Annotated in this window: 17 protein-coding genes and 1 pseudogene; 9 read left to right on the plus strand and 9 right to left on the minus strand. The window is 71.1% G+C overall.

Translation table 11 applies throughout. The features are described 5' to 3' along the window. Both F8568_RS44955 and F8568_RS44960 read left to right on the plus strand, forming a co-directional pair. A pseudogene (locus tag F8568_RS44955) lies at positions 1 to 117 on the plus strand (IS5/IS1182 family transposase); the annotation flags it as partial. Positions 118 to 2,105: 1,988 nt separating this feature from the next. Then, positions 2,106 to 2,381, plus strand: coding sequence for a hypothetical protein (locus tag F8568_RS44960; protein ID WP_151600279.1), 276 nt, complete (start codon positions 2,106 to 2,108; stop codon positions 2,379 to 2,381). Between the two features lie 631 nt (positions 2,382 to 3,012). Here the strand turns inward: F8568_RS44960 and F8568_RS44965 are convergent. From F8568_RS44965 to F8568_RS44980, 4 genes are all read right to left on the minus strand, one after another. Beyond that, positions 3,013 to 4,359: a tyrosine-type recombinase/integrase gene (locus F8568_RS44965; RefSeq protein WP_328601318.1), complete on the minus strand. Its 1,347-nt coding sequence runs from the start codon at positions 4,357 to 4,359 to the stop codon at positions 3,013 to 3,015. 516 nt (positions 4,360 to 4,875) lie between these two features. Next, positions 4,876 to 5,808 carry an intradiol ring-cleavage dioxygenase gene (locus tag F8568_RS44970; protein WP_151600281.1) on the minus strand — a complete coding sequence of 311 codons (933 nt, stop codon included), beginning with the start codon at positions 5,806 to 5,808 and terminating at the stop codon, positions 4,876 to 4,878. Further along, complete coding sequence (locus F8568_RS44975) at positions 5,805 to 6,890, minus strand: maleylacetate reductase (protein WP_202126117.1); 1,086 nt, start codon at positions 6,888 to 6,890, stop codon at positions 5,805 to 5,807. Before F8568_RS44975 ends, F8568_RS44970 begins: the two co-directional genes overlap by 4 nt. 13 nt (positions 6,891 to 6,903) lie before the next feature. Continuing rightward, a complete protein-coding gene (locus F8568_RS44980) occupies positions 6,904 to 8,118 on the minus strand; it encodes an FAD-dependent monooxygenase (protein WP_151600283.1) in 1,215 nt (404 codons plus the stop codon). Positions 8,119 to 8,284: 166 nt separating this feature from the next. On the opposite strand from F8568_RS44980, the gene F8568_RS44985 reads away from it, so the two are divergent. The 3 genes from F8568_RS44985 (at position 8,285) to F8568_RS51420 (ending at position 10,487) form a co-directional block, all read left to right on the plus strand. Next, entirely contained in the window at positions 8,285 to 9,034 is a 750-nt protein-coding gene (locus F8568_RS44985) for an IclR family transcriptional regulator (RefSeq protein WP_202126118.1), read from the plus strand. A gap of 129 nt (positions 9,035 to 9,163) precedes the next feature. Further along, positions 9,164 to 9,742 carry an aldehyde dehydrogenase family protein gene (locus tag F8568_RS47455; RefSeq protein WP_202126119.1) on the plus strand — a complete coding sequence of 193 codons (579 nt, stop codon included), beginning with the start codon at positions 9,164 to 9,166 and terminating at the stop codon, positions 9,740 to 9,742. A 103-nt stretch (positions 9,743 to 9,845) separates the two neighbouring features. Beyond that, positions 9,846 to 10,487: an aldehyde dehydrogenase family protein gene (locus F8568_RS51420; protein ID WP_202126120.1), complete on the plus strand. Its 642-nt coding sequence runs from the start codon at positions 9,846 to 9,848 to the stop codon at positions 10,485 to 10,487. A gap of 25 nt (positions 10,488 to 10,512) precedes the next feature. On the opposite strand, the gene F8568_RS44995 is transcribed toward F8568_RS51420, so the two are convergent. Continuing rightward, a complete protein-coding gene (locus F8568_RS44995) occupies positions 10,513 to 11,502 on the minus strand; it encodes a glutathione S-transferase C-terminal domain-containing protein (RefSeq protein ID WP_151600286.1) in 990 nt (329 codons plus the stop codon). A 176-nt stretch (positions 11,503 to 11,678) separates the two neighbouring features. Here F8568_RS44995 and F8568_RS45000 point away from each other — a divergent pair, with 176 nt between their 5' ends. Then, positions 11,679 to 12,743 (plus strand): glucose-1-phosphate thymidylyltransferase, encoded by a 1,065-nt coding sequence (locus F8568_RS45000; protein WP_151600288.1) that lies wholly within the window; start codon positions 11,679 to 11,681, stop codon positions 12,741 to 12,743. Then, the gene (gene rfbB, locus F8568_RS45005; RefSeq protein WP_151600290.1) at positions 12,740 to 13,705 is read left to right on the plus strand and encodes a dTDP-glucose 4,6-dehydratase; all 966 of its coding nucleotides are present in this window, start codon (positions 12,740 to 12,742) and stop codon (positions 13,703 to 13,705) included. The genes F8568_RS45000 and rfbB overlap by 4 nt, the downstream gene beginning before the upstream one ends. Here the strand turns inward: rfbB and F8568_RS45010 are convergent. Continuing rightward, on the minus strand, positions 13,659 to 14,690 hold the full coding sequence (locus tag F8568_RS45010) for a Gfo/Idh/MocA family protein (protein WP_151600292.1): 1,032 nt from the start codon (positions 14,688 to 14,690) through the stop codon (positions 13,659 to 13,661). The genes rfbB and F8568_RS45010 overlap by 47 nt on opposite strands. Before the next feature lie 197 nt (positions 14,691 to 14,887). Here F8568_RS45010 and F8568_RS45015 point away from each other — a divergent pair, with 197 nt between their 5' ends. Beyond that, a complete protein-coding gene (locus tag F8568_RS45015) occupies positions 14,888 to 16,333 on the plus strand; it encodes an NDP-hexose 2,3-dehydratase family protein (RefSeq protein WP_151600294.1) in 1,446 nt (481 codons plus the stop codon). 24 nt (positions 16,334 to 16,357) lie between these two features. Here F8568_RS45015 and F8568_RS45020 read toward each other — a convergent pair whose 3' ends face one another. Next, positions 16,358 to 18,226, minus strand: a complete 1,869-nt coding sequence (locus F8568_RS45020; RefSeq protein ID WP_151600296.1) for a multicopper oxidase family protein — start codon at positions 18,224 to 18,226, stop codon at positions 16,358 to 16,360. A gap of 251 nt (positions 18,227 to 18,477) precedes the next feature. Here F8568_RS45020 and F8568_RS45025 point away from each other — a divergent pair, with 251 nt between their 5' ends. Beyond that, positions 18,478 to 21,228, plus strand: a complete 2,751-nt coding sequence (locus F8568_RS45025; protein ID WP_202126121.1) for a helix-turn-helix transcriptional regulator — start codon at positions 18,478 to 18,480, stop codon at positions 21,226 to 21,228. Here the strand turns inward: F8568_RS45025 and mhpA are convergent. Together mhpA and F8568_RS45035 are read right to left on the minus strand one after the other, a co-directional pair. Beyond that, positions 21,212 to 22,792: a bifunctional 3-(3-hydroxy-phenyl)propionate/3-hydroxycinnamic acid hydroxylase MhpA gene (mhpA, locus tag F8568_RS45030; RefSeq protein ID WP_151600300.1), complete on the minus strand. Its 1,581-nt coding sequence runs from the start codon at positions 22,790 to 22,792 to the stop codon at positions 21,212 to 21,214. The genes F8568_RS45025 and mhpA overlap by 17 nt on opposite strands. Beyond that, complete coding sequence (locus tag F8568_RS45035; protein WP_151600301.1) at positions 22,789 to 23,613, minus strand: arylamine N-acetyltransferase family protein; 825 nt, start codon at positions 23,611 to 23,613, stop codon at positions 22,789 to 22,791. The genes mhpA and F8568_RS45035 overlap by 4 nt, the downstream gene beginning before the upstream one ends.

The raw sequence follows: 23,613 nt of genomic DNA on the forward strand, positions 1-23,613 counted from the left end.
AACGCCCAGCTCAAGAGCTGGAAAGTCCTGACCAAGCTACGTTGCTGCCCGCACCGGGCCGGTCACCTGGCCAAGGCCATCCACGTCCTCCAGAACCGCGAGCTCAACGCACGTTGAAAAAGGGTCAGTGTTGTTCCAGGTTGCGTACGACTTCAACGCCAGCGTCCGCCAGAGCTGAATCGAGGTGTCGTTGTTGCAGTCATAGGCGCCGGTCTCATACGCAGTGAAGGACACCGCCTCGACGTAGCGGCCCTTCAGCGACGGCAGCTTCATCTGGTAGAACAGCCGCTTGGTCTGGTCCTTGACGCAGTTACCGTCCTTGGCCACCTCACAGCGCCCAACACCCTCGGTCGACTTGCCATTGAAGTCGTAGTACGACTGATCCGGATAACCGGACGACACCATCCCAGAGTGCGACGACCTGATCGTTGCCCATACCGGATCGATGTAGACCGGGAACGTGGTGTTCGCCCCGGTCAAGAGTTCCTGGTCAGGAGTCAGAGTGAGCTTGCCGTCCGAAACCGTGACCTTCACCGGCGCGCTCTTGGCGCCCTCCGCCGGCCCCTGATCGGTATCCATCGACCGGGCCTGCGGCGTCGTCGCCGTTGCCGAGCCGTCCCCGGCGGGCGCCTTGGTGGAGTCCCACATCATCGGCGCCGGCGCCTCGAAAACTCCACCACCCGAGGCCGTCTTGGCGGTCAGCACCCCGCTCGCCTGTTCCTGGGCCACCGACAGCCCCGGCACCGACAGCGCCAAAGCCAGCTGCACCAGCCGCGGGTCCTTCGCGGCCTCGGGGGTCTTGACCACCAAGATGTGGGCGAACCCGTCCGCCTGCGCCCGCAGCTGCAGATCGACTCCAGCGCCGAGCACACCGGCGTAGGTGGCGGTGTCACCATCAAGGGTCGGCTCCGGCAGTGCCTGCGGCCACGTCAACGCCAGCTTGTGCCCGGCCCGCGTCATCTGGACCATCGGGCCACTACCGCCACCGGAGAACGCCAACCCGACCGTGGTCGCGCCGGGCACGACCGCGTCGCCGGAGCGGTGCAGGTTGGTGTCGATGTCGGCCCACGTACCGTCCTTGCGGGTACGGATCGGCCGGATGTGCTCCTCAACCTCCATTCGCCCATTCGGCAACGCCCGCACCGTGCGCGTCTCACCCCGCTCGGCCAGCACCTCCACCGGCTCACCCGACTCCGCCGCCGCCCTGGCCGCCTGCTCCTCGGTCGCAGCAGCCTTGGGTGCCGTCTCGTCCGCTCGTGCCACCGGCGCAGCAAGGACGCCCGGAACCTGCAGCAGCATGGCGACCAGCAGCACCGCCAGCACACCGGCCGACCAAGCCGAGCGCCGCAGGACCATGGACCTGAAACCGGTCGCATGTTGACGCTCAGCGCGGAAGGCGGGAGGACGCACCAAAGCCCCCAGGACATAAAGAGCGGATAAAGCTCCATAAAGGTAAACGGTTAGTTAACCTTCGTGAAGATTCCAAACGATCTTCATTTTGTGATCTAGATCACTAAGCACTCATGTAGTCCTGCGCCACTCCTGGAGCGTCTTGTTCTAATCTGGATCCACGCATCCTCACAGTCAGCAGCGTTATGCTTGCTCAACGGAGCCGCTACAAGCGCAGAAGGAGACAGCAGCCCGCTACATATGGCGATGACGGCGATGGGCTGGTCTCGCCGTCGCGAAGCGGTCAGGCTTCTTATCGATTACAGTCTGGGTCCAGCACAAACGAGTCCAGTACGGCGTGGCGCGGACCTTCGCGACTGCCCACCCGAGCTCGGCGGCCTAGCAGCGCCGCCTGGACGGTCACCAGTCGAATCATGGCCCCGGCTACCCCTGGGAACAGCAGCGCTTCCATGACCAGGAGATCGTGGCGCAACTCGTCGTCACCATGGCGACCGTCGAGAGTCACCCCGGCAGTCGGTCCCGCCGAACTTGGCCTCCACGACCACGTCTTGGCCGTCGTGCCGGCCTACGAACGCGGCATCGTCGTTCCGGGCCACCGTCCCGCCTCTCGCCGACAATCTCCTTCTGCATGCCTACGACCTGCAGCTGTGCGATCAGACGTGTCCGTCTCGCGTCCGAGGGCATAAGATCACGCGATGCGAACCAGTCTGCTCGTCATCGCGGCCCTCGCGGCGTCTCTCACCGCCTGCGGGACATCCGAAGAAGACAAGATCGTCGTCAAAAATCTGAAGCAGCCGGGATCGTCGAGAACCTACAAGGCAGTTCGCGATGGCGCGGCCAGCACTAAAAGGGAGATCGGAGGCTACGATTGCGCAAAGTTCGCCGCCTCGATCGCCCACGACGTTGAGTTCCCGGCCGGAAAGGACCTTTACATCAAGGCCTGCGAAGAAGGCCAGAAGCAAGTGGACTGACCAGCAGCCTCACCGCAGGTCCATGGGCAGGCGGCCAGCAGGCATTTCTTGCCGTAGCGCTCGCCGTCGCGGAGCTCAACGCGGATCGAGATCTAGTCGCAGCACCCTATGAGCAGAGTCCAGGTCCGTAGTCTGCCTTGCTAACCACTGTGGCGGCGTGCCTCAGCGCCCTGCATGGAGCCCGGCGGGGCATGTACCCGGTCAGCGGTTCAAGCAGTCACCGCAGTGGTGAACCGCGATCGCGTGCGCGACCATGAACTACACGCCTTATGCCTGCAGTTGAAGTCCGAGCCGCCCCCGCCAGGCACCTTGACGACGCCGTGCGGCGTGCACTCGCCAAAAGGGCTATCTACAGGCTAAGCGTGCCGTCTATTAGAAAGTCGCCAATATCTTCAGCAACCCATGTCGACTCGACACTTCCGAAACGGATTAGCACGCGTCGGCATGGAGTACGTTTACATGCGGGATAGGTCGGCATGGAATCACACCAACAGTGCCGCTTCGATACGACAGTTCTAATCTTGTAATCCAGAGATTGCACAACCTACCAAACCGCAGGATGACACAAACATAGCGGATGCTCATCCCCGGTCGGCGCCCCCTTTCCCGTCTCAGCAGAACGCCCATTTCGTCAGTCGGTGCGGCGGCGGCTGCGGATCTTGTCGAAGGCGGCGAGGGCGGTGTCGTCGGCGTCGTCGAGGGTGTGGAGGTAGCGCTCGGTGGTGGAGATGGATCCGTGGCCGAGGCGTTCTTTGACGACTTGGAGGTCGGCGCCGCCGGCCAGGAGCCAGGATGCGTGGGCGTGGCGGAGGTCGTGGATGCGGACCTTGGGGTCCAGGTCGGCCTTCTTGAGGGCGGGTTTCCAGATCCGGTTGCGGAACCAGTTGGCGGGGACGTGGCCGTCGGTTTCGCGGCGGCGGGGTTCGCGGGGGTTGTCCTTGCCGTCGGCGCGGCGGCGGGCGCGGTATTCGGCGAAGGCTCGCCTGCAGTGGTCGCAGCGGCACTTGGCGGCGTTGTAGGCGCTTAGGGTGCCGTGGCGGTATCGGCGCCCCTTGGCGTTCTGTTCGGTCCAGCCGAGTGTCTCGGGGTCGAGCGGGGCGGGTCGCTCCTCGTTCGCGGTTTCCGGCTGGTAGACGAACAGGAGCCCGTCGGTGCCGAGTTTCTCTTCGATGATGTGGTCTTCGAGTTTGGTGACGATCTGGTCGCTGAGCTTGAAGCGGCGCCACTCTTTGTCTTTGGGGTAGTCCTTGACGAGGAAGCGTTTGCCCTCGGGGTGGAATTTCGGGTTGAGCTCCACGACAACGCGGCTGACCGTCAGGAGACGGGAGCGGGTTTTGAGGTCGCGGCCGCGGAGTTCGGTGAGTTCACCCCAGCGCAGGCCGGTTTCGATGGCGGTTTCGACCAGGAGTTTGGAGTCGGCGTCCGGGAGGGCGTGGTAGAGGTCGTCGAACTGTTCGGGGCTGATGATTTCCAGCGGCTTTTCGGGGACGGTGGGGGTGCGGACTCCTTTGCAGGGGTGGATGTAGGTCACCTGGTCGTTCAGGGCGGTGGTGAAGATGGCGCTGAGGACGACCTTGTTGTAGCGGATGGTCGCGGCGGAGACGCCGTTCTTCTTCATCCTGCTGATCCAAGCGCGGACGTGCTCGGGGAGGATGTCCATCATCCGCATCGCGCCGAACTCAGGCATGACGTGCTTGTAGATCGAGTAGTGGTAGCTCTGCATGGTGGACGGCTCGACCTCGTGGTTGGGCAGCCAGGTCTCCTCGACGTACTTCTCGAAGGTCTGCCGCCCTCGCTTGAGGTTGAGGTCCCGGCCCTTGCCGACCTCGGCCTCGGCGCGCTGCCAGGCTCTGTCGGCCTCCTTCTTGGACGAGAAGGTGCCCGCCGAGGTGATCTTGCCTTTGAGGTCTTCGTAGCAGGCGGTGTAGCGCGGCTTGCCGTGGCGGTCGATGCGCTTGAACGCGTACCCCAACGTCACTCCCCCGAATGATCGTTTGTTAGTGGCTCGTTAGTGGACTCTGCCCCACGGGGCGACATCCACGATGACTGCACGTCATGCACCTTAGGCCTCTGACCTGCATGTTCTCACGGATTCGACTGATCGCAAAGGAGGCGGGATGAATGCTTTCAGGGCACTGGGGGTCAAGGGGTCGTGGGTTCAAATCCCGCCGTCCCGACAGAGAAATACCAGGTCAGAGGGGCTTCGGAGATCACTCCGGAGCCCTTTTCCGATCGTGAAGGTCGATGGGGAGCCGAAAGGGGAGCCACCATCACCCGACCTGCGCCGACTTGCTCGGACCGAACACCGCGTCGGCGACCTCGGCACCCTTGGTGATCACCGGCCGGAGCCTCCGCGATCAGGACCGCGGCCCGGCGTGGGCCGCGGTCTCGCGAAGAAGCCCCATCGGTCTGACTCGCGAATTGAAAAGCGCCGGCATGACCAGGGCGTCCGCGATCGCGCTCCGGTCTCGGTCGAGCTCACTTGCGGATGGGTTCACGCGTTTTCCGGAGCGAGCATGATGTCGAAGCGCACCTTCGACCAATCGCCGTCCAGGCTGCGGCCGTCCGGGGCCGGTGTTCCGGCGGTCTGCCGGACGAAGCGTCTGACCAGGGAGTCTTTGACCCCGAAGACCGAGTCCTTGTCGAGGAGCTCGTCTCCCTCGACGAAGATGTGCGTCACCAGCCGCCTGCACCCTTCGTAGGTGACCATGAAGTGCAGGTGGGAGGCGCGGTACGGCGACCGGCCGACCGCCTTCAGCATCCGGCCGACCGGTCCGTCGTGGGGAATCGGGTAGGGCGTGGGAGTGACGCCCCAGAAGCGGTAGTAACCGTGCTCGTCGGTGAACAGGTGCGCTCGAGCGGCCACCCGGCCGTCGCCGTACTGCACGTCGTAGAGACCGTCCCCATCGGCTTCCCACACTTCGATCCTGGCGCCGGCCAAAGGCGTGCCGGCACTGTCGGTCACGGTGCCCTCAACCAGGCAGGGCTCGCCGCCGGCGCCGAAGGACATGTCGCCGCCGATCGGGATCTCCGGTGAGCCCTCGACGAAGAACGGGCCGACCACGGTCGCCTCGGTGGCGTCGCCGTAGGCTTCGTTGTTGATGGCGATGGTCTGCATCGAGGCGCCGAGGACATCGGAGAGCAGGATGAACTCCTGGCGCTTGTCGTCAGTGATGTGACCGGCCTGCGTCAGGAACTCGATGGCCGCCGCCCACTCCGCCTCGGTCAATCGGACCTCGCGCAGGAACGCGTGCAAGTGCCGCACGAGCGCGACCATGACCTGCCGCAGCCGCGGATCGGCACACGCGTCGAAGGAACGAACGACACGCTCGACGAGGTCGGCCTCCCGCGCCTGCTGCTCGGCCGGCACGGTGGCGGGATCCGGGTCCCTGACGGAATCGCGCGTCTTGTCGCCGAGTTCGCTCATGACGGCTCGCTTCCTTCCCAGGCGGCCTTGAGCAGCCGGACGATGTCGTCTTCGGTGGCAGGGGTCGGGTTGTTCGCCGGAACTGCTTCGAGGATCCGGCCGGCTGCCTTCGTGATGCCCTCCTCAGGCATCCCGCAGGCCTTCAGGGAGTTGGGCGCGTCCAATGTCGCGCGCAGTGCGGCGAGCCCGGCGGTCGCCGAGGAGGCATCGAGCGCCTCAGCGATGCGTCGCTCAGCCTCGGGGGCATTGGGGGCGTTGAACGCGAGAACGTAGGGAAGCACCACGGCATGGGTCTGCGCGTGCGGCAGGTCGAACATACCGCCGAGGACGTGACAGATCCGATGGTGCAGCCCTGACCCGGCGCTGGCGAACGACACGGCCGCCAGGTAGGCGCCATAGAGCGTCTCCTCGATCCCCCCGATGTCCGGGCCGCCCTGTTTCACGCGCGGGAGACCGAGCGCCAGGCGACGAATCCCCTCGCCTGCCAGCACCTGGTCGAGCGGATCGGCTCTGGGGCCCCACATGGAGTCGATGCAGTGAGCCATGGCGTTCAGGCCGCTGGCCACCGCCATCATCGTGGGCAGACCGGTGAGCAGCCCGGCGTCATAGACGATCGAGCGTGGCAGCACCTTCGGGTCGGCCCCGGTCCGCTTGACCGACTCTTCCGTCAAGCCCCACACGTTGGTGGCCTCCGAACCGGCGTACGTCGTCGGGACGGCGACGATCGGGAGGCCGGTCGTCATGGCGACGGCCTTCGCCAAGCCGGTCGTGGAGCCGCCGCCGACACTGACCAGGATGTCCGCCTCACAGTCGGCGGCCGCGCGGCGGGCCCGGCGGGCGATCTCGACGGGGACGTGCATCACGACCTCGTCGTGGCGTCGCACGACCGGCAGCAGGGAGGCGATCGGCCCCGCGAGCGCAGCCTCGTCCTTGGACGCGATCAGCATCACCCGTCGCGCGCCCAGATGCTCGACCTCCTCGGCGACCGCCCGAGCGGACTCGCCGGTGGCGAACCGGACTCGCTGCGGAAGCGTCTCGTGGACGAATCTCATCGCCTTCTCCTGATGGTCGAGGTCCGGCATGCCCTGGCCCGGCTCATTGCTTCGCCGCCGCTGCCGGCGCGAACTCGGCCTCCAGGTCGTACCCGTAGATCCAGCCGTTCGCGACCAGCGGATCCTGATGGCGGAACGCCGCGTCCCGGGCCTGCTGGTCCGGCCCGTCGTCCAGATGGTTGATCTCGGCGCGGCCGTGACTCACGTCCTGCAGCCGGGTCGTGCGCGGGATGCGCAGCTCCTCGTACCGCCGAAGGGCGGCCGCCGGGTTCTCCAGGTCCTCCGCCAGGCACCGGGCCAGCCCTGCGGCGTCCTCGATGGCCTGGGCCGCCCCTTGGGCGAAGAACGGGAACATCGGATGGGCCGCATCGCCGAGGAGCGTCACGTTCCCTTCGGACCACCGCGGCAACGGGGCCCGGTCGAGCAGCGCCCACCGGGCGGGCGTGCCGCCCGCGCGGATCAGATCGGTAAGCCGCTCGTCCCAGCCGTCGAACTCGGCGAGGAACTCCTCCACGGTGGCGGTCGAGGTCCATGACTCCGTGGTGAAGTCCCCCGCGGGCGCGAAGGCGACCAGGTTGACGAACGCACCGGCCGACACCGGGTAGTGCACCAGGTGGTGTCCCGGGCCGATCCACAGTGTCTGTGCCGCTCGCCGGGCGAACGCGGGGGCGCGCTCGGCGGGCACCAGCGCACGGAAGGCGCACAATCCCGAGTCGGTCGCCGGTGACGCTCCGAAGATCGCGTTGCGGACGATGGAATGGACCCCGTCGGCGCCGATCACAACGTCGGCTTCAACCGGGTCACCGTCCTCGAACGTGAGCCGGAGCACGCCGTCGCCGGCCTCGAACTTCACGCACTTGCGACCGAGCTCCACCGAGTCTGCGGGCACCTGGGACTGGACGGCTGCGAGCAGATCGGCGCGGTGCGCCGTATAGGTCTGCTCGCCGTAGAGACGCTCGCACGAGGCCGCGAGGTCCTCCGCGGACAGGATCGTGCCGTCGGCCCAGCGGCGGAACTCCCAGCCGGTATCGAGCTGCACGGCCCGCTCGCGCACGGCGTCCAGAACCCCCAGCCTCCTCAGCTGACGTGCGGCGTTCGGAGCGATGACCAGTCCCGCCCCGACCTCGGCGAGCCGTGGAGCCTGTTCGTAGACCGTGGCGGCGACGCCCTCCTTCCCGAGGAAGGCGGCGGCGGCGAGCCCACCTATGCCACCACCCAAGATGGCGATGCGGGGTGCCCCGCTCCTGCGCGCTCTCATGATGAGGAACCCTCCGGTTTCCGCGCCCATATCGAGTCCTGCGCTTGTGGCGACTTACTCATGCTGCCCGGCCGAGTAAACCGTCGGGCATGATTGGTCATTGAACGGACATCGGGAGAGAACAGAGGGTCCGGCGATGCCCAGAACCAGCGAACCCGGAAGGAGCGTGAGCTCGCGCCTGCTCGATCTGCTCTTCTCCTTCGAGCCCGGGGCGACGGAGCTGAGCGTCGCCGACCTCTCGCGAAGGACCGGGCTACCGCATCCGACCACTCGCCGCCTGGTGATCGAGCTCGCCAAGGCGGGTGCGCTGGAGCAACGGGCGGACGGCCGCTTCACGGTCGGCATCCGACTGTGGCAACTCGGCACACTCGCGCCGCTGACCGAGTCGCTCCGGACCACGGCGCAGCCCTTCATGGAGGACCTCTACACCGCCCTCCACCAGCATGTGCAGCTCGCGGTCCTCGAGGGCACCGAGGCCGTCATCATCGACCGGCTGTCGGCGCCGCGCGCCCTCGGCCTGGTCTCCCGAGTCGGCGGACGGCTTCCGCTGCACTGCTCGGGGGTCGGGAAGGTGCTCCTGAGCCATGCCGGCACCAGGGTGAGGCAGGACGTCCTGGACGGCGAACTGCGCAGCTACACCCCTCAGACGGTGACCGATCCGCAGATCCTCCGGCGCGAGCTGGCCGAATGCCGCCGCACCGGCACCGCGATGGTCCGAGGCGAGATGTCCAACGGCGCGGACTCCGTCGCGACCCGGATCCTCGACGGCGACGGACGAGTGGTCGCCTCGCTGTCGGTGGTCGTCCGGAGCGGATCGGTGCGGCCGCAGACCGTTCTACCGTCGGTCATCACCAGCGGGCTCGGCATCTCCCGGAGACTCGGTTGGCGGCCGGGTGTGAAGGTCCGCGACGGCTGACCCTTCGTCCGGCCGACGGCCGGCCGATCACTCAACGAACAGGACAGTGGCGGCCGGCGATGTGGCTGTGGATACTCGCCGCACGATCTGGTGGTCGCGACCAGATCTCTCGAGCGCGAGGAGAAGCACATGTCCACCACCGACGCCGTGCCCGGTGAGGCGGCAGGGGTCCTGACGGCGAATCTGTTCATCGGCGGCCGATCCGTGCCCGCCGAAGGCGAGCGGTACTTCGAGACCGTCGAGGCCGTCAGCGGCAGTCCGATCGCCCGCGTCGCGGCGGCGACCGTGGACGACGTGAACCGCGCGGTGGACGCGGCCGCGAACGCGCTGCCCGACTGGGCGGCGCTGCCGCCCGCAGCCCGGCGGAAGGTCCTGCTGAACGCCGTCGAACTCTTCGGCCGGCGCGCCCCCGAACTCGCCGCGATCATGGGCCGCGAGATGGGTGCGACCCGCCCCTGGTGCGGTTTCAACGTGCACATCGCGCAGGGCATGCTCGCCGAGGCCGCCGCCCAGGCCTACTCCGCGATCGGCGAGGTGATCCCCTCCGACGTCCCTGGCCTGACGGCTCTCGGGGTCCGGCAGCCGGCCGGCGTCGTGGTCGGCATCGCCCCCTGGAACGCGCCGCTCATCCTCGGCGTCCGGGCGGTGGCCATGCCGCTGGTCTACGGCAACACGGTCGTCCTCAAGTCCTCCGAGCAGACCCCCTGACCCAAGCGGCGATCGTGGAGATCCTGCGAGCCGCGGCCGCCGCCAGTTTCGGTGCGTACATGAACCAGGGCGAGATCTGCAGCGCGTCATCGCCGAGCGCAGTGTGGCGGACCAGCTCAGCTCGCTCCTGGCCGATCGGGCCGCCAAGCTCGTCGTCGGTCCGCCGACCGACGACGCCTCGCAGATCGGTCCGCTGGTGCACGCCGGTGCTCGCGACCACGTGATGGCATTGATCGCAGACGCCGCCGACCACGGCGCGCAGCTGCTGACCAGGGGCACCGCCGACGGGTTGTACGTGCAGCCGACCGTGCTGCGCGGCGTGACGCCGAGCATGCGCATCTATCACGAGGAGACCTTCGTGCAGGATCAGGTCGGGCCGCCATGCGCGGGCGAACGCGACGGCCGCGTCGAAGCCGCGCGCGGCCCGCTCCGCCAGGACGGGGGCGTCGTCTTGGAAGGCGGCGGCGTCGAAGTCGGCGAGATTCCGCAGAGGCTCCCCGGTCAGGGGGTGCGGGGGCGGCCACGGGTAGGGCCGCTTCCCTTCGACGGCCTCCCGGTGGGCCTGCAACCGGAGCCGGGTGATGACCTTCATGCCGTCCAGCACGGGCACCGGGAGCAGGCCCGTCCGGCCGACCGCCGCCGTCTGGTCGGGCGCACAGGACCCGTACCTCGTGGCCCGCCGCCTGCAGCGCCCAGCCGAGAGGGACCATCGCGGAGTAGTGGGTCGCCTGTGAGGACACGGTGAACATGACCCGCACTCGAGGCACCGATCACCCGGCGAGGCGGTGGCGGTCCTGCGGTTCGTCCCAGTCGGCCCGGTGGGGTTCGACGTCGATGCGGGTGACGGCCGGGTCCAGGAACGGGGGGCCGAGGTGGGTGAACGCGCCGAGGTCGGTGGTGTCGCGGAAGGCGGGGAGCGTGTAGAGGTCGCGGGCGTAGGGCCACAGGTGGGGGAAGTCGACCAGCCGACGCTCGCTGATCTTGGCGAACGGGTTGTAGGTGAGGTCGAAGCGCGCCAGCGTCACCCAGAAGCGCACGTCGGACTCGGTGACCGAGTCGCCGAACAGGAAGCGCCGGGTGGACAGCCGCTCGTCCAGCCGGTCCAGCGCGGAGATCACGCGGCCGCGCAGGTCGGCGTAGGCCTCGTCGGAGGCGGCCCCGGCGACCCGGTAGTTGCCGTCGTTGAAGTTGACGTAGATGTACTCGTTCAGCTCGTCGATCTCCCCGCGCAGTTCCTCGGGGTACAGGTGGACGCCGGGGTCGCCGTACGCCTCGAACTGGGTGCCGAGGTCGATGGTGATGTCGAAGAAGTTGTTGCTGACGATCCGGCCCGTCTCGCGGTCCCACAGGACGGGCACCGACACGTGGCCGCCGTAGCCGGGTTCGGTCGCCTCGTAGGCCTCGCGCAGGAACCGGAAGCCGTTGACCGGGTCGGCGCCGCGCTTCTCCCGGAACGCCCAGCCTCGGCCGTCGCGTTCGTCGTCGACGTACGAGAGCGACACGACGTCCTGCAGCCCCTTCAGGATCCGGACGATCGCGGTGCGGTGCGCCCAGGGGCAGCGGTGCGAGACGTAGAGGTGGTAGCGCCCCGGCTCGGCCTTGTAGCCGCTGGATCCGTCGGCGGTGATGCGCCCCTGGAACGGGTAGCGCGGCCGGTTCCAGCCGCCGTTCTCCGCCTTCAGCGCGGTCGCTCCGTAGACACCGTGCTTGTCCAGGTCCACGGGGTCGGCGTAGACGGCGCCATCGGTCGTCGCGGTCATCGGACGGGCCTCCAAGGGATCGGAGAGAGGGAACGGGAGCAGTCGCAGCGAATCACCGGCCCGGACGAACAGTCCATCGTCCCTACCGTTTATATGGGGAATTGCCCGCCCTTCTAGGGGTTCCGGGGTGGACGTCAGGGGCCGGAGCGCCGGCGCCTCCCCCGACGATGGGCACCATGAAAGCCCTGGTCCTCTCGGGCGGGTCCGGAACACGACTGCGCCCCATCACGCACACGTCCGCGAAACAGCTGGTGCCCGTCGGGAACAAGCCGGTCCTCTTCTACGGGCTGGAGGCCATCGCCGAGGCGGGGATCACCGAGGTCGGCATCGTCGTCGGCGAGACGGCCGCCGAGATCCGGCGGGCGGTCGGCGACGGCTCGCGCTTCGGCCTGCGGGTCACCTACCTGCGGCAGGAGGCGCCGCTCGGGCTGGCGCACGGGGTCCTCATCGCGCGCGACTTCCTCGGCGACGAGGACTTCCTGCTCTTCCTCGGCGACAACTTCATCGTCGGCGGCATCGCCGACATCGTCGCCGGGTTCCGCGCGAGCCCGGCCGACGCCCGGCTGCTGCTCACCGAGGTACCCGACCCGGGCCGCTTCGGCGTCGCCGAACTCGGACCGGACGGACGGATCGTCGGCATCGAGGAGAAGCCGCAGCGCCCGAAGAGCGACCTGGCGCTCGTGGGGGTGTACCTGTTCGGCCCCGCGATCCACCGCGCCGTCCGCGCCATCGCGCCGTCCGCGCGGGGCGAGCTGGAGATCAGCGACGCCGTCCAGTGGCTGCTGGACGCCGGCCTGGACGTGCGGTCGACGGTCATCACGGGGTACTGGAAGGACACCGGGAACGTCGACGACATGCTGGAGGCCAACCGCACCGTCCTGGAGTCCCTCGAGCACGGCGTCGAGGGCGAGGTCGACGGCGCCACCGAGATCATCGGACGGGTGCGCGTCGCCGCCGGCGCGATCGTGAAGGGGACCCGGATCGTGGGCCCGGCGATCATCGGCACCGGCGCCCGGATCGTGGACTCCTATATCGGGCCGTTCACCTCCATCGGCGACGGCGTCCGCGTCGAGGACAGCGAGATCGAGTACTCCATCGTGCTCGACGGGTCCACCATCCAGGGCGTGCGGCCGATCGAGGCGTCCCTGGTGGGCCGCGCCGTCGAGGTCACGCCCGCCGCGCGCACCCGCGCCGCCCACCGCCTCGTCCTCGGCGACTACAGCCGGGTGCGGATCGCATGACGAGGATCCTGGTCACCGGCGGCGCCGGCTTCATCGGGTCGCACTACGTCCGGCGCCTCCTCGGCCCCGCCGGCCCGGGGGACGTGACGGTCACGGTGCTGGACGCGCTCACCTACGCGGGGAACCTCGCCAACCTGGCCGCCGTCGAGGGCCGTCCGGAATTTCGGTTCGTGCGCGGCGACATCTGCGACGCCGACCTCGCGGGCCGGCTGGTCGCCGAGCACGACGAGGTCGTGCATTTCGCGGCCGAGTCCCATGTGGATCGGTCGATCGCGGCGGCCTCGGCGTTCGTCCGCACGAACGTCCTCGGGACGGGCACGCTGCTGGACGCGGCGCTCGGCTCGGGTCTGCGGACGTTCGTGCACGTGTCCACCGACGAGGTGTACGGGTCGGTGGACGCGGGCGCGACGCCGGAGACCGCGCCGCTCAGCCCCAGCTCGCCCTACGCGGCGTCCAAGGCCGCCGCCGACCTGCTCGCGCTGTCCTACCACCGCACCCACGGCCTGGACGTGCGGGTGACGCGCTGCTCCAACAACTACGGTCCGTACCACCACCCAGAGAAGATCATCCCGCTGTTCGTGACGCGGCTGCTGGACGGGCGGCGCGTCCCGCTGTACGGCGACGGCCTGAACGTGCGGGACTGGCTGCACGTGGACGACCACGCGCGCGCCCTGGAGCTGGTGCGCGCCAAGGGGGCGCCGGGCCGGGTCTACAACATCGGCAGCGGGACGTCCCTGACGAACCGGGAGCTCACCGGTCTCCTCCTCGAGGCGACCGGAGCGGGCTGGGACAGGGTCGAGCGCGTCCCCGACCGCAAGGGGCACGACCGGCGGTACGCCGTCGACGACACCAGGATCCGTAACGAACTGGGCTACGAGCCGCGGACCCCCTTCCCCGAGGGGCTGGCCGCGACCGTCAGCTGGTACCGGGAGAACCGGCGCTGGTGGGCACCGCTGGTCTGACCGGTCCGCCCGCGTCGGCCGCGTGCCGGCGCACCCGGTCCACCAGCCGCGCCTGCTCCACCACCGCCTCGCCCTCCAGGACGGAGGGCACGCCGTCGCGGACCCGGTCGACGAAGGACGCGACCGCGCCGGCGAAGTGGTCCTCGGCGGGAAGCGTCAACTCCTCGACGTGGTCCTGGCGTTCGATCCGCAGGACCGGGCGGTGCGCGGCCGACGGGGTGAAGGCCCAGGTGAGCTCGGCCCGTCCCGCACTCCCCCACAGCGCGTACCGCGACCGGTAGGCGTGCTCGACGCCCCAGGTCAGGTGCGCGGTGCGGCCGGACGGGTCGGCCAGCAGGGCCGCGCCCGCCACGTCCACGCCGCGCGCCTCGTCGACCCGCAGGTGCACGCCGAGCACGTCCAGAGCGGTCCCGAGGTGGAGGAGTGCGGCGCGCAGCGGATAGACGCCGACCTCCGTCAGCGCGCCTCCGCCGAGGCCCGGGTCGTAGAGGTTGCGGTCGTCGGCCGCCGGCGGGAACGCGAACTCGGCGGTGAGCGTGCGCGGCTCCCCGATGGCGCCCTGCGCGACCAGGTCGCGGATCCTGGCGTGCTGGGAGTGGCACAGGAACATGAAGTTCTCCAGCAGCGCCAGCCCGCGCGAGGCGGCGAGCGCGACGAGCGCCTCGGTGTCCGCCGCGGACGCCGTCAGCGGCTTCTCCGCCAGCACATGGCGGCCGGACCGGAGCGCCCGCCCGACCCACTCGGCGTGCAGGTGGACGGGCAGCGGCACGTACACCGCGTCGACGTCGGCGCGGCCCAGCAGCGCCTCGTAGCCCTGCACCGGCTCGCCGCCGAACCGCCCGGCGAAGCGCGCCGCCTTGGCCGGGTCCCGGCTCGCGATCGCGGTCAGCCGGACGCCCGGATGGGCCGCCAGCGCGGGGAGCGCCCGCCTCCAGGCGATGTCCGCGCAGCCGAGGACGCCGATCCTCAACGGTCCCGAATTCACCGGCACACCTTTCCTTTGCACACCTCGTCAATTCAGGACGAGGCTAGGCGCGGCAGGCGGAAACGTTACCCCTGACATGGCGATACCGCCCCCGGACGCCCCCCCTGAACCTCCCCTGTCATTCATTCCACGGCACTCGTGAGCGGACCGGAATCGGCATATTGGAATCCTCGCCGCGACCATTTTCAGGAGGAGCGATGTCGGGGATCATCACGGCGTTGACGACCGACCACCGGCGGGCCGTGCGGATCGCCGAGTCGGCCGGAGCGGCCGGCGGGGTCATGACCGGGGAGCAGGTCCGCGCGTGGCTCGCCGAGCGCCGCCGCAGCGACGTCTCACGGGTCGACCGGGTGCCGCTGGACCGGCTGCGGCGCTGGGGCACCGATCCCGGCACCGGCGACATCCGCCACGACAGCGGCCGGTTCTTCACCGTGACGGGCCTGTCGGCCGAGGTCCCCGGCGCTGCGGTCCCCGCGTGGACGCAGCCGATCCTGCTGCAGCCGGAGATCGGCATCCTCGGCATCCTGGCCAAGGAGATCGACGGCGTCCTGCACTTCCTCATGCAGGCCAAGAACGAGCCCGGCAACCCCGAGGGCGTGGAGATCTCGCCCACGGTGCAGGCGACCCGCAGCAATTACATGCGCGTACACCAGGGCGGCCCGGTCCCCTATCTCGACTATTTCCGCGACACCCGCCGCCACCGCGTGGTCGCCGACGTGCTCCAGTCGGAGCAGGGCGCCTGGTTCTTCCAGAAGCGCAACCGCAACATCATCGTCGAGACCGACGACGAGGTGGAGCCGCTGGAGGGCTTCGCATGGCTGACGCTCGGGCAGCTCCACCGGCTGCTCGCGGACGACACGGTCGTCAACATGGACGCCCGCACGGTGCTGTCCTGCCTGCCGTTCTCGGGCATCGGGCTGTCGGCGTCCTCTCCGTTCCGCGACCAGGAGTTCCAGCAGTCGGTACTGCGCTCCTGCAGCGAGGAGTTCGCGGGGCTGCACGGCATCGGCGACATCCTGAGCTGGATCACCGAGTCCCGCAGCCGGCACGAGGTGGCGGCGCACCGGGTGCCGCTGCGCGAGGCCGAGCTGTGGCACCGCGGCGAGGACGCGATCGAGCACGAGTCCGGCCTGTTCTTCCGGGTGATCGGGGCCAGTGTGCGGAGCGGGCACCGCGAGGTCTCCCACTGGCACCAGCCGCTGGTGGAGCCGATCGGGATCGGCGTCAACGCGTTCCTGGTGAAGCAGGTGGACGGCGTGCTGCACGCGCTGGTCCACGCCGGCGTCCAGCCCGGCTATCTCGACGTCCTCGAACTCGGCCCGACCGTGCGGTGCACGCCCGGCAACTACGCCTGGCTGCCGGACGCGGCGCGGCCGCGCTTCCTGGACGACGTGCTGTCCGCGCCGCCCGGCCGGGTCCGGTTCTCGAGCGTGCTGTCGGAGGAGGGCGGCAGGTTCTACCACGCCCGCAACCGCTACACGATCATCGAGGTGGACGCCGGGTACGCGCCGGATCCGGGCCCCGGCTACCGGTGGCTGACCCTTCACCAGCTCGTCGGGCTCCTGCGTCACAGCCACTACGTCAACGTCGAGGCGCGCAGCCTCGTCGCCTGCCTGCACAGCCTCGCGGGCCGGCCGGGCTGACGCCGGGCCGGCCCGCCCTCGCCGTCAGCCGTGGTGGTGCCCGAGGGGCGAGGCGGGCCGGGCCGCCGCCCGCATCCCGGCCGACATCGCGGTCTGGACCGTCTTGGGCGCCACGACGAACGGGCGCATCATCCCGTGGTCCTCGTGTTCGAGGATGTGGCAGTGGTACACGTAGTTCCCCGTCCCGCCGTGGAACCGGCCGGCGACCGCCACGTGCTCGTGCTCGTCCATGCGGATCGTGTCCTTCCACCCCTGCTCATCGGGCCCGAGGCCCTTGGGAGCGCTGTAGGTGGCGGTGTAGGTGTAGATGTCGTTGGCGGCGTCGGACGTCACGGCGACCGTGTAGGCGTCGCGGGAAAGGGCCTGGAACGACACCAGGTGGATGTGCATCGGGTGGTTCGGCCCGGCGAGGTCGATGAAGTTCCAGACCTCCCAGCCGTCCAGGGAGACGTGGAAGGTCACGGCCTCGTCGAACGTGCTCGCCGCCTTCCGGTAGGTGGTGCTCTTGCCGTCCTTGACGATGGTGACGATGCGGTCGCCCTTCTGCGGGACGTACCCGGCGGGCGTCTCGGCCAGCTCCCACATCTCGGGATGGCCGCCGCTCGTGCCGTCGTGGGTGGCGGTCGCGACGTACCGCTCCGTGTGACCGGACGGGACGTTCGCGGCCGTCAGCCGGGTGAACGAGGGCGACAGCGCCGCCGGCGGAGTGAAGGGGTCGGTCACGGCCGCGCCGCCGACCCGGAACTGCATGACCTCCGGGCCGAGCGGTGAGGTGGCGGTGTCGGTGTTGGACAGCCGGAGCCGCGCCCCCTTGAACGCGGCGAAGTCGATCAGGATGTCGGCGCGCTCGGCCGGCGACAGCGTGAGCCGGTCCAGTTTGGCCGGGGCGCCGAGCAGCCCCTGCTCGGTGCCGATCTGGACGAACGCGCCGGGGACCGGCGTGCTGGTGCCGTCGGCGTTCTCCTTGCGCAGCTCCAGCGTGTAGGTGCGCCCGTTCGCGCCGTTCAGGACGCGGAAGCGGTACCAGCGCGGCTCCACGTCCAGGTACGGCCAGATCTTCCCGTTAACGAGGTTGTAGGGGCCGGCGAACGGCAGTGAGACCCGCCGGCCGTTGGTGTCGTAGTAGCCGACCTTGTGCAGCAGCCGCCCGTTGAAGGTGTCGTCGGCGTCGGTGTCGAGGTTGCGGTCCGCGATGATCAGCGGGATCTCGTAGGCGCCGGACGGCAGCCCGAGGGCGCTCTCCTCGGAGTCGCGCAGCAGGTAGAGGCCCGACAGGCCGGCGAACACGTTGTATGCGGTGATGTCCATCGCGTGGTCGTGGTACCAGAGCGTCGCGGCCCGCTGGGCGTTGGGGTACTCGGCGGCCTGGGCCTGCCCGTAGGAGATCCCGTTCTTGGGCCAGCCGTCGCTGTCGCCGCTGATCTCGCCGCCGTGCAGGTGCGTGACGACCCACGGGGCGAGGTCGGCGACGTCCGCAAGCGGCTCGGCGCCGCCGCGCCCGGGGCTGAGGATCGAGTCGAGCCCGGTGAAGGGGACCTCGACGGCGGTCACCGGGAACTTGCCCTGGATGCGGTTCTGCCAGCTCACCTTGACGCGCTGGCCGCGCCGCACGTCGATGACCGGCCCCGGGAAGGCGCCCTCGTAACCCCAGACGGGCGTGTCGGGCAGCTGCGAGTGCAGCTTCACGGTGCCGGCGCGCTGCCGGAGGGTGAGCGCGGTGTCCGGCTTCAGCACCGCCGGGATGGGCAGCGGGTCGGCGAACTTGGCGAGGTCCGCGGGAGCCCCGCGGAACACCCGGGACGCGGCGGCGAACGCGGACAGGTTCGCCTGGACGGTGACGGCCACGCCGATACCGGCGGCCGATCCGGCGATGAACTGACGGCGGCTGGGCATGGGGGGACTCCTCTGCGGGCATGGGCGGCGCAGCCGATCCTTCGCCCGCGCCGCCGCCGGCTCCATCGGCGGACCGGAAATCAGGGGTTCGCGCGCCCGGCCTCTCGGGTTTACGGCGGCCCCGACAGTGGAAGGACGTGCGCGTCACGGGTGAACCGGAGCGGGTCGACCGGCGTCCCACTCCGAGTTCCGGTCGTCCGATAGGCGGGCGATTGCCGGGCAGTGGGCGGGCGTCTCCGATCATCGGATCCGTGGTCGCACTGGTCGAACGAGACGAACAGATCCAGCAACTCGACAGCCTGCTCGGGGACTGCCTGGCGCGCCGCGGCCGGGTCGCGCTCCTCGAGGGGCCCATCGGCACCGGCCGGACCGCGCTGCTGCGCGGCCTCGCCGAACGCGCCGAACGGTCCGGCTTCCGGTGCCTGCGCGCCTCCTGCTCCCCCGCCGAACAAGAGCTCCCCTACGGCGTCGCCGACCAGCTCCTGCGGGACGTGCCCCGGCCGGACGACCCGGACGACCCGTCCGGCCGCCTCCTGGGAGGGCTCGCGGCGGCGGCGGACGTCCCGGACGCCGGCCCCGCGTCGCCGCACGCGGTGCGCACGCACCACGAGATCGTGCTGGCCCTGCTCGGGCACGCGCAACGCGAGCCGCTCCTGATCACCGTGGACGACCTGCGCTATGCCGACGTCCCGTCGCTGCACCTCCTGCTCCATCTGGTCCGGCGGCTGGAGTCGGCGCCCGTGCTGGTCGTGCTCGCCGACGAGCCGGTCCCGCGGCCGCGGCACCTGACGTTCCTGGCGGAGCTGTTCCGCAGGCCGGAGCTGCACCGGCTGCGGGTGGGGCCGCTGTCGCCCGCCGGGACCGCCCGCGCGGCGTCCGGGGCGTCCGGCGCCCCGCCGGCCCCGGCCGCGGACCTGCACGCGATCAGCGGCGGCAATCCGCTGCTGCTGGACGCGCTGGCCGAGGACGTCAGGGCAGCCGGCGGCCCCCGCGCGGAGGGGTACGGGCTGGCGTTCCTCGGCTGCCTGCACCGGGGCGATCCCGCGACACCGGCGGTGGCGCGGGCGCTGGCGGTCATGGGCGAGGACGCGGGGCCGGCCGAGCTGTGGCGGCTCGTCTCGCTGAAGCCCGAGGACGGCGAGCGTGCCCTCGGCGCGCTGAACGCGGCCCGGCTGCTGGACGGCGGCCGGTTCCGCCACCCGGTGGCGCGGGACGCGGTGCTCGACGACCTGGCCCCGGCGGAGCGGGCCGAGCTGCACCGCCGTGCCGCGCGCCTGCTGCACGACCAGGGCGCGGCCGCGATCCGGGTGGCCCGGCATCTCGTCCACGGCGATCACGCCCAGGAGCCGTGGGCGGCGGCCGTGCTGTCCGAGGCGGCCGAGCACGCGCTGCTCGACGGCCGGACCGAGGAGGGGGCGCGCTTCCTGCGCCTGGCGCACCGCGGCCTGTCCGACGAGAGGGAGCGCGCCGCGGTCCGGACGCGTCTCGCCGGTGCCGAGTGGCAGACCGCGCCGGCGTCGGCCGCCCGGCACCTGGCGCCGCTGGTGACCGCGGCCCTCGGCGGCCGGCTCGGCCTCGCCGACGGGCTGGCCCTCGTCGGCCGGCTGCTCTGGTTCGGGCGGGGCGAGGAGGCGGTGCGGGTGCTGGACCGGCTGCGCGCGGAAGCCCGCGCCGAGGGCGGCGGCCTGCGGGACGCCGAGGTGTGGCTGGCCTACGCGCACCCGCCGCTCGCCCGCGACCGGCGCACGCCGGTGCTGGCCGGCGAGAAGGCCTTCGCCGTGCCGGCCCTCGGCGGCGACCCGCAACTGCACGCGGCGGCGATCCTGGCCGACGGGCTGATCCGGCGCCGGAGCCACGTGGTGGCGGGCCGCGCCGAGCAGGTGCTGCGCGACCTCCCGCTGCATCCGCGCAACCCGTGGACGGTCGAGGCGGCCCTGCTGGCCGTGCAGGTGCTGCTGCGCGCGGACCGGCTCGACGCCGCGGCGGCGTGGTGCGAGGCCCCGTCCGGCGAGGGCCGGGACAGCGAGACCGAGGGCGGCGGCACCCGGGCGGCGTTCTTCGCGGCGGCGCGCGCGGAGGTCGCGCTGCGGGCGGGCGACCTGCCGAGCGCGCTGCGGGAGGCGCGGGAAGCGCTGGCGCGCCTCAGCCCCAAGTCATGGGGCGTCGCGATCGGGTATCCGCTGGGTACCCGCGTCCTGGCCGCGACCCGTGCCGGCGAGCACGACGAGGCCGCCAGGTGCCTGGCGCTGTCGGTCCCCGAGGCGATGTTCAAGAGCCGCCACGGCCTCCACTACCTGTACGCCCGGGGCCATCACCACCTCGCGTCCGGCCACGCCCACGCGGCCTTGGCCGACTTCCTCAGCTGCGGCGAGCTGATCCGCGGCTGGGGCCTGGACACCGCGGGGCCGGTGCCGTGGCGCACCGACGCGGCGGAGGCGTGGCTGCGCCTCGGCAACCGCGACCAGGCCCGCCGGCTCGTCCGCGAGCAGCTCGCGCGGACCGACGGGCGCGGCCCCGCGCTGCGGGTCCTCGCCGCCGCGAGCCCGGCCGGGCGGCGGCTGCCGCTGCTGACGGAGGCGGTCGACCTCGCCGAGGCGTCGGGCGACCGGTACGAGCAGGCACGCGTCCTCGCCGACCTCAGCCGCGTCCACGCGGCGGGCAACCGGCGGCGCGCCCGCCTGCTGCTGCGCCAGGCCCTGCACGTCGCGAACATGTGCGGGATGCGGCCGCTCGCCCGGGAGCTGCTGTCGGTGCAGGCCGACCTGGGCGGCGCGGAGGCGATGGCGGACGGGCTGGAGGGCATCGCGTCGCTCACCGACTCCGAGCGCCGGGTCGCGTCGCTGGCGGTGGTCGGCAACACCAACCGGGAGATCGCCGCGAAGCTCTACATCACCCCCAGCACCGTCGAGCAGCACCTCACCCGCATCTACCGCAAGCTCGGCATCCGGCGCCGCAAGGAGCTGCCCGCCGACCTGTGGGCGGGGCTCAGGAAGACCGGCTGACGGCGCCGCCCGCGCCGAGGTCCGTGCCCGCGCCGAGCCCGGCGAGCAGCTCCTCGACGAGGGCGTTCGCGCCGTTCCGGTCGGCGGCCGTCCCGAACAGGTAGAAGTCGGGGCGGACCAGCGCCGCGACGGCCCCGGCCCGCGCCAGGTACGGCAGGTGCACCCCGTCGAGGTCGGACGCCGTGTCCAGCTGGACGGACCGCGTGCCGAGCCGTGCCAGGGCCGCCGCGAGGGCGGGGTCGAGCAGCTCGCCGGGCGGCTCGGTGGTGAGCAGCAGGAAGCCGGGGGCGCCGGCGACCTCGTCGAGGAGCCCCTCGTTGCCGCCGATCCGGACGCGGCCCTGCGGGGTGAGCCCGCCCGCCATGCCGCGCGGGCCGCCGGCGGCGTCCCGGGCGATCAGCCCCCGCGTCAGCGGGTGGACGGCCGACGGCGGTGGCGCGGCGAGGCCCCGCTCCCGGACGCCGATCATGACCTCGTCGCGGTCGCGGGCGGCGGCCGGGTCGGTCTGGCAGATCACCCGGCCGAGGTCGACGGACATGGTGACGGCGTGCCGGACGTGCTCGCGGCGCTCGTCGGTGTAGGTGTCCAGCAGCGCCTCGCCGGCCCGCCCGGTGAGGACGAGGTCCAGCTTCCAGGCGAGGTTGGCCGCGTCCCGGAACCCCGAGCACATGCCCTGCCCGGCGAACGGAGGCATCAGGTGGGCCGCGTCGCCCGCGATCAGGATCCGGCCGGCCCGCCACCGGTCGACGTACCGCGCCTGGAAGGTGTAGACGGCGTGGCGCTCCAGCGTCGCGGTGCTCTCGTCGATGCCGAACAGCGCGAGGAGGCGCCACACGTTCTCGGCGCGGCCGAACTCGTCCGGCGGTTCGCCGGGCAGCCGCATGAACTCCCAGCGGCGGTGGCCGGGCCCGGCCGAGACGGCGGTGCGCGGCCGCGCCGGGTCGCAGACCTGCAGGTTGTTCGGCACGAAGCGGCGCGGCTCGTGCAGCCGCACGTCGCAGGTCAGCCAGTCGTCGAAGAACCGCAGGTCGGTCGCGGTGGCGTCGAGGGCGTCGCGGACCGTGCCGTTCGCCCCGTCGCAGCCCACGACGTACCGGGCGGTCAGCACGCCGCCCTCGGGGCCGTCGACGGTGACCCGGACCCGGTCCCCCTCGTCGCGCAGGCCCACGACGCGGTGACCGCGCAGCACGCGCAGCGTGGGCTGCGCCGCGCCGCGCGCGGCGAGGGCGGCCTCGATCCCGGGCTGGTACATCGAGAGCGAGTCCGGCCAACCGGACCACCCCCGCTCGGCCACGTCCACCTCGAACAGCGTCGCGCCCGCCCCGTTCCGCCATACGTAGTCGCGGGACGGTTCGGCGACGGTGCGCAGGGCGTCGCCGATGCCCGCGGCGGCGAGGATGCGGGCGGACTCGCCGTCGAAGGACACCGCCCGCGGCATCGGGTAGGGCTCCGGCCGACGCTCCACGACGGTGACGCGGTGCCCGCGTGCCGCCAGCAGCGTGGCGGTCACCTGCCCGACGGGCCCGTACCCGACGACGAGGACGTCGCTGCCGGCCCGGCTCACCGCCCGGTCCCCGCGGCGGTCGTCGTGTTCGCGGTCGCCGCGGCGGCGGCCGGCGAGCCGAGGATCTCGGCGACGACGCGCTCGTGCTCGGCCGGGTCGGTGAGCACGCGGACGGTCTCGTGGCCGTCGTCCACGGTGAGCAGGCGCTTGCCGATGAGGACGCGCTGGCCGGTGGCGGAGGACCGTCCCCGCACCAGGATTCCGGCTCCGGCCAGCGCCCGCGCGAACGCCTCCAGCTCGGCCGAGGGGTCCTGCCATTCGGCGAGGTCGCGGGGCTTGTCGCGGAACCGGTACACCGGCTGCCAGGCCCCGGACCGGCCGCAGCGCTCGACGACGCGGTAGCCGTCCGCGGGGACGACGCGGAACCGGCTGCCGTGCTGCCGCTGCACCTCGGCGGTGACGCGCAGCGGTTCGAGATAGGACGGGCCGACGAAGCCCACGTCGACGAGGTACAGCTCGCCGCCCAGGCGGGCGTGGTTGAAGACGTGCTCCAGGTCGGGGCCGAACGAGCCGTCCATCTGCCGGATGCCGGCGCCGAACACGCCGACGTCGAAGCCCAGTTCCTCCAGCAGGACGCGGAACAGGCCGTTGAGCTCGTAGCAGACGCCGCCGCGCCCGCCGACCACGATCTCGTCGAACGCTGCGTCCGGGTCGATGTCCACCCCCGCCCACAGCGCCGTTCCCCGGCCCGCGTTGAGCGCGCTGTCGTACGGGAAGGTCCGCAGGTGGCGGTGGTGCAGGAGGCGCAGGGTCTCCAGCGTGGGCGCGGCCGGCCCGCGATGGCCGAGCGCCTCCAGGTAGGTGCCGGCGTCGAAGCCCAT

The sequence above is a fragment of the Actinomadura physcomitrii genome (genome assembly GCF_008923205.2).
Taxonomy (GTDB): domain Bacteria; phylum Actinomycetota; class Actinomycetes; order Streptosporangiales; family Streptosporangiaceae; genus Spirillospora; species Spirillospora physcomitrii.